Source organism: Yersinia massiliensis CCUG 53443 (genome assembly GCF_000312485.1).
GTDB lineage: Bacteria > Pseudomonadota > Gammaproteobacteria > Enterobacterales > Enterobacteriaceae > Yersinia > Yersinia massiliensis.
In genome coordinates this window covers 47,820-67,442 of record NZ_HE997649.1, presented here as the reverse complement: position 1 = coordinate 67,442, position 19,623 = coordinate 47,820, and the positions used below count along the sequence as shown (strand labels likewise).

Here is a 19,623-nt window from a genome sequence, read left to right as displayed (position 1 = left end):
AATAGATATGGTAAATTATTTACGCCCTATCTATTTAATTATTTCATTCTGAAGTTTGGCGGCGAAGTTTACGCTGATAATCAAGTTGCACGATCTCCAATGCCGCCAATGCTGTTTCTGGCGCTATCTCATTGCATTCCAGCAAGTAGATAAGATCTACTGCCAGTTGCAGTTCTGGTGAAGCTTTTTCAACTGACATAATGTAACCAACATTGCATAGTGACGATATAAAACATTATAGAAAACTATTTGCAGTCGAAACCCTAATGATTCAAAAAATGTGACAAATATTCAAAATCCGTTCTCTTTTTTCTCAATATTGCGTTCTATCTTTATCAATGCTTGTCGGCAACGCATTAAACGACCTTCCAGCGCCGCCAGTTCTTTTTGTAGTTTTTGCTGCTCGGAGAGCAAACTTTGCCGACCAAGTATGCTTTCTCTGTCTTGAATCATGGCTAGAATGCGCCGCTCATAATCCTGATGTTCAGCCAGCTTATGATAAAGGTCCAATTTATTATCTTTTGGCTCAGGGTTGGATGTCCTTAACTTTTGTGTTGCCAGCTCTCTTTGCAATGCAGATATTTGCGCGACTAATTTCTCGGCCAGAAAGGCGACTTGCTGGGTTCGATTCTCTGCTACAACTTGCTTTAGCTGAGCCATGTTTTTACGCACTTCCAGCAGATAATCACGAAAACGGTTACCATGATTGCTAAATAAATTTAGGTCAAAACGCGCCTGCTGTGAGGGCGTGTTGGCTTGAGGGCCAACCTGCGCAGATAACGCCTCAATTTGGCTTTCAAGCACCTGCAATAACTTTTCTGTACTCATGGTGCTTCTCCTCGGTGTTTTCCCGCCAGCTTGCCTTCGAATGATTGGCGTGACAAGTAAAGGGGCGGCGAAATAAAGTGGATATCAAGGTACAGCGCGAAATAATGGCAAGAATAACTGTTGATGATAAACAGTGCATGCGTTAATGATAAGACATGTTGATGAGCGCAGTAATGTGCATAAAGGGAGTGTATGTCTCGTTGGTTGTTAATCATTTTAGGTTGGCTGGCAGTGATATTAGCCACCTTGGGTGTTGTGCTACCCCTTTTGCCCACCACGCCTTTTTTGCTGTTGGCCGCGTGGTGCTTTGCTCGATCCTCCCCTCGTTTCCACAGTTGGCTGCTCTATCGTTCATGGTTTGGCAGTTACATCCGCACATGGCAGGAACATCGTGCTCTGCCACCGGGTGTAAAGTGGAAAGCCATATTGGTCACTGTCGCGACTTTTGCCCTGTCACTTTGGCTAGTGAAAATTTGGTGGGTTAGAGGCTTATTGCTTATCATATTAACGGTGTTGCTAACCTTTATGTTGCGAATGCCTGTAATTGACCTATCGCAACAAAATAAGCGCTGAGCCGATCACACTAGTTGCTTTTTGAAGTCAGTTTGCATAGATTTGAGCGTTTTCGTGCGCGGGGTGATCCCTCGTTGCATCCTTAGGGTTAAGGATGCGGTAACTTGAGCTATCGGGGCATCATTGGCAGATAGAGTAAGTTACTCAGCTAGTGCTGTCATTCGCATTGGTTGGCCGCGCTTTAGTATGTACAGCAGTTTTATCAGGCACAAATTATGACCGCTACTGCACCTAATACAGCACAACAGCTTAAATATATTAAAGACAGTATCAAAACCATCCCCGATTATCCAAAAGCGGGAATACTGTTTCGTGATGTGACCAGCTTGCTGGAAGATCCCTTAGCCTATGCTTCTAGCATTGAAATGCTGGTTGAGCGCTACTTGGATAAAGGCGTGACTAAAATAGTGGGAACAGAAGCCCGCGGCTTTTTGTTCGGCGCGCCCGTGGCTTTAGCGTTGGGAGTGGGTTTTGTTCCGGTACGTAAACCGGGTAAATTACCTCGTGAAACTATCAGTGAAAGCTATGAGTTAGAGTACGGCACCGACAAACTCGAGATCCATACAGACAGCATTCAGCCAGGTGACAAGGTTTTGGTCATCGATGATTTGTTGGCGACGGGTGGAACAATCGAAGCGACGGTCAAACTGATCCGTCGGCTGGGTGGTGAAGTCACTGACGCAGCGTTTATCATTGATTTACCTGAACTGGGTGGCGAAGCTCGCCTCACCCCGCAAGGAATTACTTGCTACAGTTTGGTGTCCTTCAGCGGACATTGATTGTATTCAAAATATCGGCCTCGCTGTCAGTGGCGAGGCTGTGTTAGCATGACCCTCTAGATTATCCAACTTCTCCGGTATTAATGAGCTATCAGGCCCTTGCCCGTAAGTGGCGCCCCCAAACGTTTGCAGACGTCGTTGGTCAGGAGCATGTTCTGACGGCGCTAGCCAATAGCCTTTCGTTAGGGCGAATTCATCATGCCTATCTATTTTCTGGCACTCGCGGCGTTGGTAAGACTTCAATCGCTCGATTGTTAGCCAAAGGGCTTAACTGCGAAACGGGTATTACCGCGACACCGTGCGGTACTTGTGCTAACTGCCTTGAGATCGAACAGGGTCGTTTTGTCGATCTGATCGAAATAGATGCAGCCTCACGCACGAAAGTAGAAGATACCCGAGAGTTACTGGATAATGTGCAATATGCGCCGGCACGTGGCCGCTTCAAGGTCTACTTGATCGATGAAGTGCACATGTTGTCGCGCCACAGTTTCAATGCACTGCTAAAAACCCTTGAAGAACCGCCAGCTCATGTGAAGTTCCTGCTGGCGACGACTGATCCGCAGAAGCTGCCAGTGACGATTCTTTCTCGCTGTTTGCAATTCCATCTCAAAGTGATCGATGTCGAAGTTATTCGCACATTGCTCGAAAAAATATTGCAGGTTGAGCAAATCAGTAGTGATGCCCGCGCATTGCAATTACTGGCGCGGGCTGCTGATGGCAGTATGCGTGATGCTCTCAGCTTAACGGATCAAGCAGTCGCAATAGGCGATGGGCGTATTACTACGGCCACTGTCAGCCAGATGTTGGGTACGCTGGATGACGAACAGCCACTGACCATTATCGAAGCGTTGGTCAGTGCGGATGGCGCACGGGTCATGGCGCAGGTAGAACAAGCAGCATCACGCGGCGTCGACTGGGAAAACCTCTTGGTCGAAACGTTAAGTCTATTACACCGTATTGCCATGGTGCAGTTGCTACCCTCGATGCTGGATAATCATTACGCGACCATTGAGCCACGTTTACGTGAGCTAGCTCGGACATTACCGCCCGCTGATATACAACTTTATTATCAAACACTTTTGGTGGGCCGCAAAGAACTGGCTTACGCGCCGGACCGCCGTATGGGCGTTGAAATGACGTTATTGCGTGCATTGGCTTTTCATCCTAAGGCGATAATTGCTGAGCCTCAAGTGATGCCAGCAGTAGCGCCGACGGCTGCTGTGGGTCATCATGCACCCGCTACTCAGCGTGGGCACCATGTGCAAAGTTCGCCAGCCAATACGCCAATCGCTCCAGTTGATGCGCAGCAGGATGCCCCGCCACTGGGAACCACCGCGCAAGTCAATCCTCAGTTACCCGACTCTACTGCGCAACTTCTTCAAGCGCGTACGCAGTTACTGCGGCAGTCGGGGACGACGACCACAAAAAAGAATGAACCGGCGGCGCTAGGAAAAGCGCGGCCGGCAAACTCAGCACTTGAGCGTTTAGCTTCGGTGACTGAGCGCAGCCAGCAGCGTTTGGCTGCCAAATCAACGGAAGAGAAAAAACCAGCGAAAGAAGAAGCTTATCGCTGGGTTGCGCAAAATCAGCCTGATGCCGTTGCGGAGCCAGTTGCTACGCCGAAAGCGCTGCGCACGGCACTGGAACATGAAAAAACGCCAGAGCTTTCGGCGAAATTAGCTGAAGAAGCTATGGTGCGTGACCTATGGGCAGCGGAAATCGATAAGCTGCAAATTCCTAAATTGGTGCAACAACTCGCGCTGAATGCATTTAAAGAAGAAATAGAAGCAGGTAATATTTGTCTTCACCTGCGCTCTGCTCAGCGCCATTTAAATTCGCCATCGGCACAAAAGGCGCTGGCAGAGGCATTGAGTGAATTAAAAGGCCACGTTGTGACACTCAGCGTGGTCGAAGATGATAATCCAGCGGAGCGCACCCCGTTGGAGTGGCGTCAGACGATTTATGAAGAAAAACTGGCGCAAGCGCGTCAGTCAATTATCGCGGATAATAATATTCAGACACTGCGCCGTTTCTTCGACGCAGAACTGGATGAAGAGAGTATCCGGCCGGTTTAACTGCTGCGATAAGTGCATGGTGCACTGACGCGGCCCATTGCTATGAGAGATGACTATGTTTGGTAAAGGCGGTATTGGCAATTTAATGAAACAAGCCCAGCAGATGCAGGAAAAAATGCAGCAGATGCAGGAAGAAGTCGCCAAATTAGAAGTTACCGGTGAATCTGGCGCGGGTTTGGTAAAAGTCACAATAAATGGGGCACATAATTGCCGCCGGGTTGAAATCGATCCAAGCCTGTTAGTTGAAGATGATAAAGAAATGCTGGAAGACTTGATCGCTGCGGCATTCAATGATGCTGCACGCCGTATCGATGAAACGCAAAAAGAGAAAATGGCTTCTGTGTCCAGTGGGATGCAATTGCCACCAGGCTTTAAGATGCCATTCTGATGCAAACCAGTCCACTCCTAGAGTCATTAATGGAGGCGTTGCGCTGTTTACCGGGGGTTGGCCCGAAATCAGCGCAACGTATGGCATTCCAGCTACTACAGCGTGATCGTAGTGGTGGAATGCGCTTGGCGCAGTCTCTGACCCGAGCAATGTCTGAAATTGGCCATTGCGTCGACTGCCGCACATTTACTGAGCAAGAGCGCTGTACCATCTGCGCGAATCCACGCCGTCAGCAAAATGGCCAAATTTGTGTGGTCGAAAGCCCAGCAGATATCCATGCTATCGAGCAAACAGGTCAGTTTGGCGGGCGCTATTTTGTGCTAATGGGGCACTTATCCCCCATGGATGGCATTGGCCCAGGTGACATTGGTTTGGATTTGCTCGAGACTCGGCTTGAATCTGAAACAATTACTGAAGTGATTTTGGCCACTAACCCAACTGTTGAGGGGGATGCAACGGCCAACTATATCGGCCAGATGTGTGGCCAGTATGGGGTTTTAGCGAGCCGTATCGCACATGGTGTCCCAGTCGGGGGCGAGCTAGAAATGGTGGATGGTACAACCTTGTCTCATTCGTTAGCTGGACGTAATCCGATTAAGTATTAACGTCATATCACGATGTGGGCGATTGTTTTGTTATTGATTATCAAATGAATAATTTTATTCGTGATCATTAACTTATCGCCCAAAATCCGCTATTTTTTTCTGTATTGAGACTTGAAACTTCCCCGCGTTGGCCCCACTTAATCCTCATTGTGCAATTTTGTACCTATCGGTAATTTGGATTGAGGTAATTAATGAGTATGAAAGGTCAAGAAACCCGTGGATTCCAATCTGAAGTAAAACAACTTCTCCATTTGATGATTCACTCGCTTTATTCCAATAAAGAAATCTTCTTGCGCGAGCTGATCTCAAATGCCTCTGATGCGGCCGATAAATTGCGTTTCCGCGCACTGTCTAATCCTGAGCTATTCGAAGGAGATGGCGAGCTGCGTGTGCGTTTATCTTTTGACAAAGAAAAACGTACTTTGACTGTGAGCGATAACGGCATCGGTATGAGCCGTGAAGAAGTCATTGATAATCTGGGTACTATTGCGAAATCTGGGACTAAAGCATTCCTTGAGTCTATTGGTTCCGATCAAGCGAAAGACAGCCAATTAATTGGTCAGTTTGGTGTCGGTTTCTACTCCGCATTTATCGTGGCCGATAAAGTGACGGTACGCACTCGTGCAGCCGGTGCTCCAGCGGATGCTGGCGTGTTCTGGGAATCGGAAGGCGAGGGTGATTACACCATTGCTGATATCACCAAAGACGATCGTGGTACTGAAATCACCTTGCACTTGCGTGAAGGTGAAGATGAATATCTGGATGATTGGCGTCTGAGATCGGTTATCAGCAAGTACTCAGACCACATTGCGCTGCCGGTTGAAGTGCAAAGTAAGAATGAAGAAGACGGCACTGTTACTTGGGAAAAGATCAACAAAGCTCAGGCGTTGTGGACTTGTAATAAAGCCGATATTACTGACGACGAATACAAAGCATTTTACAAACATATCGCCCATGATTTTACTGACCCGTTGATCTGGAGTCACAACCGTGTTGAAGGTAAGCAGGAGTACACTAGTTTACTGTATATCCCCGCGCAGGCACCTTGGGATATGTGGAATCGTGACCATAAACATGGCTTAAAACTGTATGTTCAACGCGTGTTTATTATGGATGATGCAGAGCAGTTTATGCCGAACTATCTGCGCTTTGTCCGCGGCTTAATTGACTCCAATGATCTGCCTTTGAACGTTTCACGCGAAATCTTGCAAGATAGCCGCGTGACTCAAAATCTTCGCAGTGCGCTAACTAAGCGTGTGCTGCAAATGCTAGAAAAATTGGCTAAGGACGATGCTGAGAAATATCAGCAGTTCTGGCAGCAATTTGGTATGGCGCTTAAAGAGGGGCCAGCTGAAGACGGTAGCAATAAAGAAACTATCGCTAAGTTACTCCGCTTTGCCTCAACGCATGCTGATAGCTCTGCGCAGACAGTGTCATTGGAAGACTATGTTAGCCGCATGGCCGAAGGGCAAGAGAAGATTTATTACATCACTGCTGATAGCTATGCAGCGGCGAAGAACAGCCCACACCTGGAACTGTTCCGTAAAAAAGGCATTGAAGTCTTGTTGTTATCCGATCGTATCGATGAATGGATGATGAGCTACTTGACTGAGTTCGACGGTAAAGTCTTCCAATCAGTCAGTAAAGCAGATGACTCGCTAGACAAACTGGCAGACGAAGAACGTCCTGAGCAGCAAGAAGCTGATAAGGCGCTAGAGCCATTCATCGAGCGGATTAAAACCCTGCTGGGTGAGAGAGTTAAAGATGTACGTTTGACACATCGCTTGACCGATACACCAGCGATCGTCACAACGGATGCCGATGAAATGAGCACACAAATGGCGAAGTTGTTTGCAGCTGCAGGCCAGCAGGCACCAGAAGTGAAGTATATCTTTGAATTAAATCCTGAACATGGCTTGGTTAAACGCGCAGCAGATGTAGCAGATGATGCCCAATTTGCTGAGTGGGTCGAGTTGTTGCTGGATCAAGCGCTGTTAGCTGAGCGGGGAACACTTGATGATCCTAACCAATTTATTCGTAGAATGAATCAGTTGTTAACGGCATAATTGAGTGATAGAACGCCTCTGGTAGATAACCTGCCAGAGGCTTTTTTTATGTTGTTTCAGGCAATTACCTTTCCATTGTTCCATCGTGCTTCTGATTCAACCCGATTAAGCAACCTCGCACGCCTTGAGCCAACCCCCCTGAAAATGGTATGGTTGTTCGTTTTCCGCATTTTCGACTTATTTAAGTAAAAACACATAGAAAAACTACATAGCAAGGGGATTTACGCAATGCGTATCATTCTGCTGGGCGCTCCGGGCGCTGGTAAGGGGACTCAGGCTCAATTCATCATGGAGAAATACGGTATTCCGCAAATCTCTACTGGTGACATGTTGCGCGCCGCTGTAAAAGCAGGTTCTGAGTTAGGTCTGAAAGCGAAAGAAATTATGGATGCTGGCAAACTGGTGACAGATGAGCTGGTTATCGCATTAGTTAAAGAGCGTATCACACAGGATGATTGCCGTGACGGTTTCCTGTTAGACGGATTCCCTCGCACCATTCCTCAAGCTGATGCCATGAAAGAAGCGGGCATCAAGGTTGATTATGTACTGGAATTTGATGTTCCGGACGAGCTGATTGTTGAACGCATTGTTGGCCGTCGGGTACATGCTGCTTCAGGCCGTGTCTACCACGTAAAATTCAACCCACCACAAGTTGAAGATAAAGACGATGTAACCGGTGATGAGCTGACTATTCGTAAAGACGATCAAGAAGCCACTGTACGCAAACGCCTGATTGAGTACCATCAACAAACTGCGCCATTGGTGTCTTACTATCGTAAAGAAGCTGAAGCGGGCAATACGCAATACTTTAAGCTGGACGGAACCCGTAAAGTAGCAGAAGTCAGTGCAGAACTGGCGACTATTCTCGGTTAGTTCTGAATGGTAAGATAGCGAAGGCGGCCTAAGGTCGCCTTTCGTATTTTACGGATATCGTTGAAAGTAACATTATTAGCTCAAATAAATTAGCTTAAATAATACGCGTGAAAGCCAAACAAGGATTTGTGCATGTTGCAAAGTAAGCTCGGTGTACTGATGGTTAATCTGGGGACACCAGATGCTCCAACGTCGAAAGCGGTCAAACGCTATCTGGCTGAGTTCCTTAGTGACCACAGGGTCGTTGATACTTCCCCTTTACTGTGGTGGCCTCTTTTACGCGGTGTCATCTTACCGATTCGTTCGCCTCGTGTTGCCAAACTCTACCAGTCTGTTTGGATGGAGGAGGGGTCACCTTTATTGGTCTATAGCCGGCGACAGCAAAAAGCATTAGCAGCACGTATGCCAGATATTCCTGTTGAGTTAGGGATGAGCTACGGTTCGCCAAATTTAGCAAATGCTATTGATAAACTACTCGCGCAAGGTGTGACAAAACTTGTGGTATTGCCGCTTTATCCACAATACTCTTGCTCCACAAGTGCGGCTGTATGGGACGCAGTTGCTCGAATTTTAAAAGGGTATCGTCGCTTACCTTCTATTTCATTTATCCGTGACTACGCAGACCACCCCGCTTATATCTCAGCCCTAAAACAAAGCGTCGAGCATGCTTTTGCACAACATGGTACACCCGACAGGCTAATCCTGTCTTTTCATGGTATTCCTAAGCGTTACGTACAATTAGGGGATGACTACTCGCAACGTTGTGAAGACACCAGCAGTGCGTTAAAGGAGGTGTTGGGTTTGTCATTGCCAGCAGAGCAAATTATGATGACTTATCAATCCCGATTCGGTCGCGAGCCTTGGCTCACCCCTTATACTGACGAGACATTAAAAATCTTACCTGCTCAGGGTATAAAGAACATACAACTTATTTGCCCTGGTTTTTCTGCGGACTGTTTGGAAACGCTTGAAGAGATAAAAGAACAAAACCGAGAAATTTTCTTACATGCTGGTGGCGAGAAGTTTGAATACATCCCGGCGCTAAATGATGATGCTGCACATATTGACCTTTTAGAACAGTTGGTTAGAGCGCATTTTTAGTACAGATAGTACAATAGTTGGATGTTCACTATATTCGTTTTTTTGAAATAACTCTATATGTAAGAGTAATTGGCTAACATCAATAATGTCAATTGAGCGCTTTTTATTCTTAAATCAGAGTAAACCGATTTTAAACTTATATTTAATGAAGATAGTTTGCTATCCATTACGAGATATTCAAACATGATATGTTTCACATTTTTCTTGTAATAATGGATTATATGTAAGAAAATTGCACGAAATAATAGTCGTAAATCCATATTTTGCTTAGCTGAAAGTGCGTTAAGTCATTTGTCTCTTTTGGCCAAGCCAGTAGGTCGCAGTAATGTAGGTTATTTGTAGTATTACAAGTCTGAGTTATGCATCAGTGCATTGGTTACTGTAAGCCAAGGGCGGTAGCATGGGGCTTAATTCATTGATTTTCATGTAACGCATTGATCTTCATAAGATATAGAATCACTTTCATTTACCCTGCTTTTATCCTCTCTATTTTAAATATTGTTTAAACGTTGATTTCTTCATTAAATTAATTTGGCTAGGACTAAATATGTCTTTTAATATAAAATTACAGCCATCAGGCATTGTTTTTGATGCAGAAAGTTCTACAAGTATCTTAGATTCAGCTTTAAGTAAAAATATAAATATCGAATATAGCTGTAAAGATGGTAGTTGTGGTTCTTGTAAGGCAAATTTAATCTTTGGTGAAGTAGAACAAGGTAGTAATACATCACTCACTGCTGAAGATGTTGCTAATGGAATAATTCTTACTTGCTGCTCAAAGCCTAAAAGCGATATTGAAATTGGTGTTAAATATTATCCTGAGTTAAGTCATATAACGAAAAAAACCTATCCATGTAAAATCGATAATATTGAGTTTTATGGCAATGATATTGCTCTCCTAACATTACGCTTACCGCCGACATCTAAGCTCGATTACTTGGCTGGTCAATTTATTGACTTAATCATTAATGGTCAACGACGTAGTTATTCTATTGCGAATGCCCCGGATAAAAAAATTGAGTTACATATAAGAAAAGTCCCAAATGGTCTTTTCAGTGAAATCATTTTTAATGAACTCAAGCCACAACAACTTTTGCGTCTTGAAGGTCCGCAAGGTACATTTTTTGTACGTGAGAATAGCCGACCACTGATTTTTTTAGCGGGAGGGACTGGTTTGGCGCCAGTTAAGGCAATGGTAGAAGATCTCATCAATAGTGGTGATCGGCGTGAAATCCATATCTATTGGGGGATGCCTGAAAGTAAACTTTTCTATTCTGATATAGCTAAAACATGGGCTGAAGAATATTCCCATATACAATACGTCCCCATCATTTCTGGTGAAGATAGCGACTGGCATGGTCGTACCGGATTTGTTCATGAGGCTGTAATTAAAGATTTTCCCAACCTAAGTCACTACAGTGTTTATGCCTGCGGTTCATTAGCCATGATTTCAATAGCACATCAGGAATTTGTTAAATGTGGATTGGCCGAAGATCAATTCTTCTCTGACGCCTTTGTACCATCAAAGTAATTATAAATGGAGAGTAAAGTGAAAGCAGTTATTCTTGCTGGTGGTCTAGGCACCCGTCTTAGTGAAGAAACGGTATTGAAACCGAAACCAATGGTAGAAATCGGCGGGATGCCAATCTTATGGCATATTATGAAACTCTATTCTGCGTATGGTATTAATGACTTTGTTATCTGTTGTGGATACAAAGGTTATATCATTAAAGAATACTTCGCGAATTACTTTATGCACATGTCCGATATTACTTTCTCGATGCGCGATAATGAAATGAAAGTACATCATAAACGGGTAGAACCGTGGAATGTGACATTAGTTGATACCGGTGAGCATTCTATGACTGGCGGCCGCTTAAAGCGGGTCAAGGATTACGTAAAAGACGATGAGGCATTTTGCTTTACTTATGGCGATGGTGTCAGTGATATCAATATTAGTGAGTTAGTCAACTTCCATAAAAGTCATGGAAAACAAGCCACATTGACAGCAACTTATCCCCCTGGCCGTTTTGGTGCATTAGATATCAAAGATAAACAAGTGCGTAGCTTTAAAGAAAAACCAAGGGGCGACGGTGCATTGATCAATGGAGGATACTTTGTATTATCGCCAAAAGTTATCGACCTTATCGATGGTGACAAATCTACTTGGGAACAAGAACCACTAATGACACTGGCTGAGAACGGCGAATTAATGGCATTTGAACACACTGGCTTTTGGCAGCCTATGGACACCTTGCGCGACAAAGTTTACCTGCATGAGTTGTGGGAAGAAGGTCGGGCTCCTTGGAAAGTCTGGGAATAAATATCATGCACGATAAAAACTTTTGGCAGGGCAAGCGGGTCTTTATAACTGGCCATACAGGCTTTAAAGGTGGCTGGTTAAGCTTATGGCTGCAAAACATGGGTGCGATGGTAAAAGGTTACGCGCTAGCAGCTCCTACAGAGACAAGCTTATTTGAAGCTGCCCGCGTTGCTGATGGTATGGTTTCGGAAGTGGGGGATATTCGCAATTACAACCAGCTATTAAAATCAATCGCTGATTTTAAGCCTGAAGTCGTTTTCCACATGGCCGCACAACCTTTAGTCCGTCTGTCTTACTCAGAACCCGTCGAAACATATTCTACTAATGTGATGGGAACTGTTTACTTGCTAGAAGCTATTCGCCATGTTGGCGGTGTTAAGGCTGTTGTTAATATCACCAGTGATAAATGCTACGACAATAAAGAGTGGGTTTGGGGATATAGAGAAAATGAAGCCATGGGGGGATATGATCCCTATTCAAACAGTAAAGGCTGTGCAGAATTAGTCACCTCTTCCTATCGAAACTCTTTCTTTAACCCCGCCAAATATGATCAGCATGGTACAGCATTAGCAACAGTACGCGCCGGTAATGTTATTGGGGGCGGTGATTGGGCGTTAGATCGTGTTGTCCCTGACATTTTGCGAGCTTTCGAAAAATCCCTCCCTGTCATCATCCGTAGTCCCCATGCAATTCGCCCATGGCAGCATGTATTAGAACCATTATCCGGCTATTTGCTCCTAGCTGAAAGATTGTATTGCGATGGCCCGCAATTCGCCGAAGGTTGGAATTTTGGCCCAAATGATACGGATGCTACTTCAGTACAAAATATCGTAGAAAAAATGGTTTTATACTGGGGGAATGATGCCAGCTGGCAATTAGACGGTAAAGATCATCCCCATGAAGCTCATTATTTAAAACTGGATTGCTCTAAAGCAAAAATGCAACTGGGCTGGCATCCGCGATGGAACCTCGATACTACACTGACACATATTGTTAATTGGCATAAAGCATGGTTATCAGGAAATGATATGTATGATTACAGTATTGACGAAATTAATAGCTATATGAAAACTAAATGATTTGAGGTCATAGATAAATGAATCAAGAACAATTACGTCTACAGATTGCTGAGTTAGTTGCTCAGTATGCTGAAACGGCTATGGCCCCAAAGCCATTTGAAGCAGGTAAAAGTGTCGTACCACCATCAGGCAAAGTAATAGGCGCAAAAGAATTACAATTAATGGTAGAGGCTTCATTAGATGGTTGGTTAACCACTGGCCGTTTTAATGATGCTTTCGAAAAGAAGCTTGGTGAGTATATTGGTGTTCCTCATGTTCTCACGACCACATCAGGATCTTCCGCCAACTTACTTGCTCTTACTGCATTAACATCCCCTAAGTTAGGTACGAGAGCGCTCAAACCAGGTGACGAAGTTATTACAGTTGCCGCAGGATTCCCGACAACAGTAAATCCAACTATACAGAATGGATTAATCCCAGTTTTTATCGATGTTGATATCCCAACATATAACGTTAATGTCAGCCTAATTGAGGCAGCAGTTAGCGATAAGACTAAAGCAATCATGATTGCTCATACCTTGGGTAACTTATTTGATTTGGCCGAAGTACGCAGAGTCGCTGATAAGTATAACCTCTGGCTAATTGAAGACTGTTGCGATGCTTTAGGTTCAAGATATGACGGGAAAATGGCCGGAACATTCGGTGATATCGGTACTGTCAGTTTCTATCCGGCGCATCATATTACAATGGGTGAGGGCGGGGCAGTATTTACCAAGTCAGCTGAACTGAGATCAATTATCGAATCCTTCCGTGATTGGGGGCGTGACTGTTATTGCGCTCCGGGTTGCGATAATACCTGTAAGAAACGTTTTGGCCAACAATTGGGTTCTCTGCCATTTGGTTACGATCATAAATACACCTATTCGCACCTTGGCTATAACTTAAAAATTACTGACATGCAGGCGGCGTGTGGACTGGCGCAGCTTGAACGTATCGAAGAATTTGTCGAGACACGTAAAGCGAACTTTAAGTATCTAAAAGATGCACTCCAATCGTGTGTAGACTTTATCGAATTACCTGAAGCGACTGAAAACTCAGATCCATCATGGTTTGGTTTCCCAATTACTTTGAAAGAAGATTGCGGGATAAGCCGCATTGACTTGGTTAAATTCCTTGATGAGTCAAAAGTAGGGACGCGCTTACTTTTCGCCGGTAATTTGACTCGTCAACCTTATTTCCATGATGTTAAGTACCGCGTTGTCGGCGAGTTAACTAATACCGATAGAATTATGAACCAAACTTTCTGGATCGGTATTTACCCAGGTCTAACACATGATCATTTAGATTATGTTGTTAGTAAGTTTGAAGAATTCTTTGGTTTGAATTTTTAATGGATATGGTTGGTCAGTGCAAACTGACCAGTAAACTATGAATATAATGGTCACTGGTGCGACGGGTTACATCGGTAGTTTTTTATTGCCTAGATTGATTGATAAGTATGATGTTGTCTATAATATAGGCAGAGATAAAATAGAAAAAATAACTGAGTCTGGTATCGTCGAATGTGTAAAATATACAATGGACTCTCTTCCTGAGATTGTAAATAAATTGTCTCCGGAGTTGTTCTGTAATTTATCGGCTGGTTATTATACTGAAAACTCGATGTATGACTTGAATGTCATTGATGGGAATTTGAAATTACAATTCATCATCTTAGAGTATTTTAAAGCAAGGCAAGAGGGGCGGTTTATCAATATAGGTAGTTATTGGGAATTTAGCTTCTCTACTAAAGGTGTAAAAGGGGTTAATCCCTACGGAATAATAAAATCAACAGTTAGAAATCTTCTTGAGTATTATGCGGAATATAATGTTTCCTACACAAATATAATGTTATATGGCTCATATGGTGAGAATGATCAACGAGGTAAAGTGATTGATCATATTATTGATTCAGTTAATTCAAATAAGATGTTAAGTTTGTCTCCGGGTGAGCAAAAACTAAATTTTGTTTATGTAACTGATATAGTTAAATCGTTAATGACTGTTATTTTATGTAATGATGAAAAGTTTAAAAATAAAACTGTATCGATACATTCTTCAACGGAATATACAATAAGAGAGATTGTTTGTTTTATAAACGAAATAAAACAAACCAAGTTAGAGCTCGGTGCTATATCATATCGTGATGATGAAGTGATGTCTCCAGAATATAAATATGAAAATATATTTGAGGGTGAGGATAACCTAAAGGAATATATTCGTGGGAGAATAATTGAAGGGGAATAATTAAATAAATAGCTGTAAGGATTCTTATTATGTTCACTTCAATGCTAATGAATGCTAACATCACAAACTATAGGCCTTATTGTGCATATACCTAAACATATAATAGTAGCGTTCAGTGCATGGGGAGGGCGGTTAGTAACCGTATTTGTACAGTTTTACAGTATTAAAATTTTGCTAGATCTTCTAGGTACAGATGGATATGCCGTTTTCACGGTAATGGCTAGTTTGCTTGGATGGTTTATGCTTGCCGATTTTGGAATTGGTTATAGCCTACAAAATAGAATATCGGATAGAAGAGTAAAAAATCAGGAATATCAAGATCTTATATTTATCGCTACAGTTGCTGTTGTACCATTACTTATATTATTTCTACTATTGATTTATTTCACAACACCTTTGTTATCAGAGTTTCTTTTAAGTGATTTTTCATTTTTAAATGATGAATTAAGGATTGAAATACTTCAATTAACATCTTTAATTTTTTTGACTACATCCATAGGAAATATAAGCTTTAAAATATGGTTTGCTGAGCATAAAGGATGGATACCTAATATCATCCCTGCATTATCATCGATTTTAGGATTAATATTATTGTTCGGTATAACATCGACAGATTCTAATCTAGCTAGAATAATAATAGTTACAATTAAGTACTTTTACCTCCCCGCAGCAGTTATTGCTATATTTTCATTTTTACTAAAAATGATACCATCCTTAAAATATTATAATTTATTCACGAAAGAAAATTTCTATCTTTTATTGATTAATGGGGGTGGATTTTTTATTTTTAGTTTTTTATCAGCATTAGTACTCCAAGTTGACTACATTATTATGTCAAAGACATTAATCGGAAAAGATGTAGTAATATATAATATAATGAGCAAAATATTTGGCTTGGTAAACTTTATCTATGCAGCACTATTGCAATCTCTCTGGCCAGTTTGTGCAGAGGCGAGTTCGCGAGGACGCATAAGTGATTTATTAAAAATAGCAAAGCGGTATATTTTCTTTGGATTTATGATTGTTCTATTTAGTGCGATATTTGTATTTTTGCTAAAAGACTTAATTTTGAAGTTATTAGCTGCTAATCAAGGACTAGAATTTTCCTTGATTTTAATCGTACTTTTTTCTATTTATCACCTATTAAGGATATGGACTGATACATACGCCATGTTCTTATTAAGTGCTGGAAAATTGAAACCATTATGGATAAGCGTCCCATTCCAAGCCTTTCTAAGTATTATACTACAATGGTATGGAGCAGTTAATTATGGCTTGGCAGGTCTTATTGGTGGATTGATTTTATCTTTTCTATTGACAGTAGTATGGTGGTTACCATTATGTTTTATACGGTTAGTAAAAAACAATAAAATAGGTAGTATATAAATGAGTAATATTAAGATATCAATATGTATACCTACGTATAATCGGGCAAGCTTTTTATCGGAATTAATTGACTCTATCGTTAGCCAGTGTTCATACCGGAGTAATATAGAAATATGCGTTTCAGATAATGCATCTTCGGATAATACTGCTGAGGTTATTTCATATTGGCGAGAGCGGACAATTGTTCCAATACAATATAAAATTAATAGTGAAAATATAGGTCCAGATAGAAATTTTTTAGCTGCGGTTGAAATGGCTTCTGGTGAGTATTGCTGGATATGTGGCAGTGATGATAAGTTAAATGCTAACTCTATCCTTGAAATTGATAATTATATAGATAGTAAAGCTGATATATATCTTATGGATAGAATGGATTGCGATATCAATATGAAGGAGATTAGACATCGCGCTTGGATGCAAACTGGAGATATGCTGTACAATACACAAAATAGAGAAGAAGTCATCAAGTATTTTAATAATAGTCAATCAATAGGCGCAATTTTTAGTTATTTGAGTTCAATTCTTGTAAAGAAAAGTAGCTGGGATAGCATTCATTTTGATAATGATTTTATAGGTAGTGCATATGCACACGTTTATGTACTATTGAGCTTATTAAAATCGGGCGTCAAGATAGAGTATATTAATAAACCGCTGGTTCTATGTCGTGGAGGAAACGACTTCTTTTCCAAAGAGGGGGTAGTCAAAAGGATAGAGATTGATCTTGATGGCTATATTCTTTTAGGATCTAAAATTTTCAATGATGACGTAAAATTGAAAGAGAAGTTGTTCGAGTTATTATTAAAAGAAAGACCATTAACACATGTCAATATGATAGTTGCGCTTTATGGCACAATTGAGGAAAAGGAACGGATAATAAAAACATATATCAGGTTGGGTGGTAACAAATATTGGATCTACTTATTACATTTATTAAAGCCAGCTTATATTTTAGCCTCCCGCCTAAATCTTTCCCCAGTTTACAATTACGTCAGGAATAAGTTAAAATTATCAGTATAATATATGAATACACAATATGAGTACTCATTCTACTTTAATTTCTATTCAGTATATGAGTAAATATGATTTACATATTAATAATTACATTCCTATATGCTATTTCGTTGCTCTCCTTCTGTAAAATAACTAGACCAGTCAGAATTTTAATTTTATTACTATCAGTTATAATTATTTGTATATTATCCGGCCTAAGATGGAGAACAGGAACAGATTGGGCTGCGTATTACAATTTATTTAATCTTGGCGGCAGTTTATCTGATTATTTAGATTATTGGCATTTCGAGGTGGGATTTAAATTTATAAACTGGCTTTTTTATTCTGTCTTCGATAACTATTCATTTTTTTTATTTTCCATTGCATTATTTGTAATCGGTCTCAAAGTTATCGTTGTTAGAGATTACCCCTATGCTTTTTTATGCTTATTTTCTCTATTTTGTATATCTGTACCCGATTTATTCCCAACTCGACAACAAATAGCAGTTTCTATATGTATATATGCAATATTTAATTACTCTAAAAGCGATAGACTATTTTTTTATAGCTTAATTATTGGTTTGGCGTCTACAATTCATATGACAGCAATAATAATGCTAGCAGCACCTATTCTTCTTAAGTTTAGACTTAGAACAATACTATTGATATCTATTACTACTATGCCAGTTCTTGCGATGAGTTTTAATTTTATAATGAGCGAGGTGGCTAACATTGAGTTACTTAACATTTCTCATCAAGTCGAAAGTTACAATAGAGACTCAGGTTATATATCATTTTTAGGATTAACACAGAGAGTAATAATTTTCTCGTTTATATTAATATGCTATTTTAATAATAGTGATAACTATACTAAGTTCGAAATTTATACGATTAAAATGTTTTCATTTGGGACATTACTTTTCATTTTCTTATCAAGCGTAAATGTTTTTTATTCGAGAATTGCTCTGTATTTTTCTATATTTGAATATATAGCATTACCTCTATCTATTTATAGAATCTTAATTACTAGAAAAAAAGAACACTTATGGGCTATCATTGGAATACTTTTCTTATACTTTTCATTTTTCAGTATTAGATTTACATCACAACTTAATAATTACTATGACTTATATATTCCATATGAAACTATTTTCGATAGTAATTTCAAACCAGTATATTAAGATGAGGTATTAAATTAGGTATGATTCTTTTTATTGATGGAAATCAGATAGATGACCAACATAGCTCTATTAATAGATCAATGATTAAAGTTTTTGAGTTGATATATCCTAATGAGGAATTCAGAGTCCTTTGTGAGAAGAGTCACTATACTAAAATAGTTGATAATATAGCAGATAAGCACAGCATAAATTATGCTAGTGGGTTATATATAGCTAGTCCAAACTCTAAGTTAAAAAAAATTTTTTCTGAGATTTATAATTTTCTATTTATAATATGTTATATTATTTTCAATAATCCCAGGAAAGTAGTATTTTTGTCACTATACCCAACCTCTCACTATCTCTATCGGCTAATCTCTAATTTTCTTAAACCTGAAATTTATGTTGTGTGCCATGGTGAATTGAGATTTATAAGAAATAATACTAATTCTCTCTTGACACCATGTGGTTGGATGATAAAAGCATTTTCATTTTCCACAAAAAAGATAAAATCAAAATGGAGTTATATCTATCTCGGTGAACAGATTGAGATACCTCTTTTTATGCAAAATGAAAATATTGTAAAAATTAATTTACCTACCGAATTTAAGGCCATTCCCCCTAAACAAAAATTAATTAATAAAACCTGCATAACATTAGCTACAATTGGTGTCTCCAGTGAGTCTAAAATGACACATCTCTTTTTTGAAATGGCAATGAAACTTAAGTCTAATAAAAAAATCAGATTTATCGCGACTGGTGCAGTTGATCATACAATCATGAAATATAAAAATTCTAATGTCGATGCAGATTATTCTGGCCAATTTTTACCTTCAAATGAAGTTGAAAAGAGATTGAATAGTGCTGATTTGGCTGTTTTTTTCTATAATGATGCTTATGCAGATGTTGCAAGTGGTGCTGTTCTTGAAGCCATTAGATATGAAATACCTGTATTAGCACTGAATAACAAATATTTTCAATTTCTTAAAAAGAAGAATGTTAAGTTTTTTAAATGTTTTGAAAACATCGATGAGATGGAAGAGTTTATCTTAAGTGACGGCTACTATGATATAAATTGTGATTTTTCATCCGCAAAAAAACTTTATTCAATAGAGGCTGCAGCTAAAATACTTAATGCTTCTATTCATAACTTCCACTCTGAGAACTGAAA

At 40.6% G+C, this 19,623-nt stretch carries 19 protein-coding genes and 1 other annotated feature; of the genes, 17 read left to right on the top strand and 2 right to left on the bottom strand.

Going from position 1 to position 19,623, the window contains the following annotated elements:
• Nucleotides 1-43: 43 nt before the first annotated feature.
• Both rsmS and priC read right to left on the bottom strand, forming a co-directional pair.
• On the bottom strand, nt 44-199 hold the full coding sequence (gene rsmS / locus BN68_RS19455; RefSeq protein WP_019212864.1) for a pleiotropic regulatory protein RsmS: 156 nt from the start codon (nt 197-199) through the stop codon (nt 44-46).
• Between the two features lie 92 nt (nt 200-291).
• Nucleotides 292-828 carry a primosomal replication protein PriC gene (gene priC, locus BN68_RS19450; RefSeq protein WP_019212863.1) on the bottom strand — a complete coding sequence of 179 codons (537 nt, stop codon included), beginning with the start codon at nt 826-828 and terminating at the stop codon, nt 292-294.
• Between the two features lie 192 nt (nt 829-1,020).
• Between priC and BN68_RS19445 the strand changes: the two genes are divergently transcribed.
• From BN68_RS19445 to BN68_RS19365, 17 genes are all read left to right on the top strand, one after another.
• Nucleotides 1,021-1,401: a DUF454 family protein gene (locus tag BN68_RS19445; RefSeq protein WP_019212862.1), complete on the top strand. Its 381-nt coding sequence runs from the start codon at nt 1,021-1,023 to the stop codon at nt 1,399-1,401.
• Between the two features lie 215 nt (nt 1,402-1,616).
• Nucleotides 1,617-2,180, top strand: a complete 564-nt coding sequence (gene apt, locus BN68_RS19440) for an adenine phosphoribosyltransferase (RefSeq protein WP_019212861.1) — start codon at nt 1,617-1,619, stop codon at nt 2,178-2,180.
• A gap of 83 nt (nt 2,181-2,263) precedes the next feature.
• Nucleotides 2,264-4,255, top strand: coding sequence for a DNA polymerase III subunit gamma/tau (gene dnaX / locus BN68_RS19435; protein ID WP_019212860.1), 1,992 nt, complete (start codon nt 2,264-2,266; stop codon nt 4,253-4,255).
• Nucleotides 3,585-3,649: a sequence feature (DnaX frameshifting element), on the top strand. Its footprint overlaps the gene before it by 65 nt.
• Before the next feature lie 55 nt (nt 4,256-4,310).
• Nucleotides 4,311-4,643, top strand: a complete 333-nt coding sequence (locus BN68_RS19430; RefSeq protein ID WP_019212859.1) for a YbaB/EbfC family nucleoid-associated protein — start codon at nt 4,311-4,313, stop codon at nt 4,641-4,643.
• Nucleotides 4,643-5,248, top strand: coding sequence for a recombination mediator RecR (recR, locus tag BN68_RS19425; RefSeq protein WP_019212858.1), 606 nt, complete (start codon nt 4,643-4,645; stop codon nt 5,246-5,248). Before BN68_RS19430 ends, recR begins: the two co-directional genes overlap by 1 nt.
• Before the next feature lie 197 nt (nt 5,249-5,445).
• Nucleotides 5,446-7,314: a molecular chaperone HtpG gene (gene htpG, locus BN68_RS19420; protein WP_042807023.1), complete on the top strand. Its 1,869-nt coding sequence runs from the start codon at nt 5,446-5,448 to the stop codon at nt 7,312-7,314.
• Between the two features lie 228 nt (nt 7,315-7,542).
• On the top strand, nt 7,543-8,187 hold the full coding sequence (gene adk, locus BN68_RS19415; RefSeq protein WP_019212856.1) for an adenylate kinase: 645 nt from the start codon (nt 7,543-7,545) through the stop codon (nt 8,185-8,187).
• 132 nt (nt 8,188-8,319) lie between these two features.
• Entirely contained in the window at nt 8,320-9,288 is a 969-nt protein-coding gene (gene hemH / locus BN68_RS19410) for a ferrochelatase (RefSeq protein ID WP_019212855.1), read from the top strand.
• A gap of 547 nt (nt 9,289-9,835) precedes the next feature.
• Nucleotides 9,836-10,819 (top strand): CDP-6-deoxy-delta-3,4-glucoseen reductase, encoded by a 984-nt coding sequence (locus tag BN68_RS19405; protein ID WP_019212854.1) that lies wholly within the window; start codon nt 9,836-9,838, stop codon nt 10,817-10,819.
• A gap of 18 nt (nt 10,820-10,837) precedes the next feature.
• On the top strand, nt 10,838-11,611 hold the full coding sequence (gene rfbF / locus BN68_RS19400) for a glucose-1-phosphate cytidylyltransferase (RefSeq protein WP_019212853.1): 774 nt from the start codon (nt 10,838-10,840) through the stop codon (nt 11,609-11,611).
• Between the two features lie 5 nt (nt 11,612-11,616).
• Nucleotides 11,617-12,690 carry a CDP-glucose 4,6-dehydratase gene (gene rfbG, locus BN68_RS19395; RefSeq protein ID WP_019212852.1) on the top strand — a complete coding sequence of 358 codons (1,074 nt, stop codon included), beginning with the start codon at nt 11,617-11,619 and terminating at the stop codon, nt 12,688-12,690.
• A 17-nt stretch (nt 12,691-12,707) separates the two neighbouring features.
• Nucleotides 12,708-14,021, top strand: coding sequence for a lipopolysaccharide biosynthesis protein RfbH (gene rfbH / locus BN68_RS19390; protein ID WP_019212851.1), 1,314 nt, complete (start codon nt 12,708-12,710; stop codon nt 14,019-14,021).
• Between the two features lie 37 nt (nt 14,022-14,058).
• A complete protein-coding gene (locus tag BN68_RS19385; RefSeq protein WP_019212850.1) occupies nt 14,059-14,916 on the top strand; it encodes an NAD-dependent epimerase/dehydratase family protein in 858 nt (285 codons plus the stop codon).
• A 51-nt stretch (nt 14,917-14,967) separates the two neighbouring features.
• Nucleotides 14,968-16,302: an MATE family efflux transporter gene (locus BN68_RS19380; RefSeq protein ID WP_019212849.1), complete on the top strand. Its 1,335-nt coding sequence runs from the start codon at nt 14,968-14,970 to the stop codon at nt 16,300-16,302.
• Nucleotides 16,303-17,319 carry a glycosyltransferase family 2 protein gene (locus BN68_RS19375; RefSeq protein ID WP_019212848.1) on the top strand — a complete coding sequence of 339 codons (1,017 nt, stop codon included), beginning with the start codon at nt 16,303-16,305 and terminating at the stop codon, nt 17,317-17,319.
• Between the two features lie 62 nt (nt 17,320-17,381).
• A complete protein-coding gene (locus BN68_RS24630) occupies nt 17,382-18,473 on the top strand; it encodes an EpsG family protein (RefSeq protein ID WP_019212847.1) in 1,092 nt (363 codons plus the stop codon).
• 20 nt (nt 18,474-18,493) lie between these two features.
• Nucleotides 18,494-19,621: a hypothetical protein gene (locus tag BN68_RS19365; protein WP_019212846.1), complete on the top strand. Its 1,128-nt coding sequence runs from the start codon at nt 18,494-18,496 to the stop codon at nt 19,619-19,621.
• Nucleotides 19,622-19,623 lie beyond the last annotated feature (2 nt).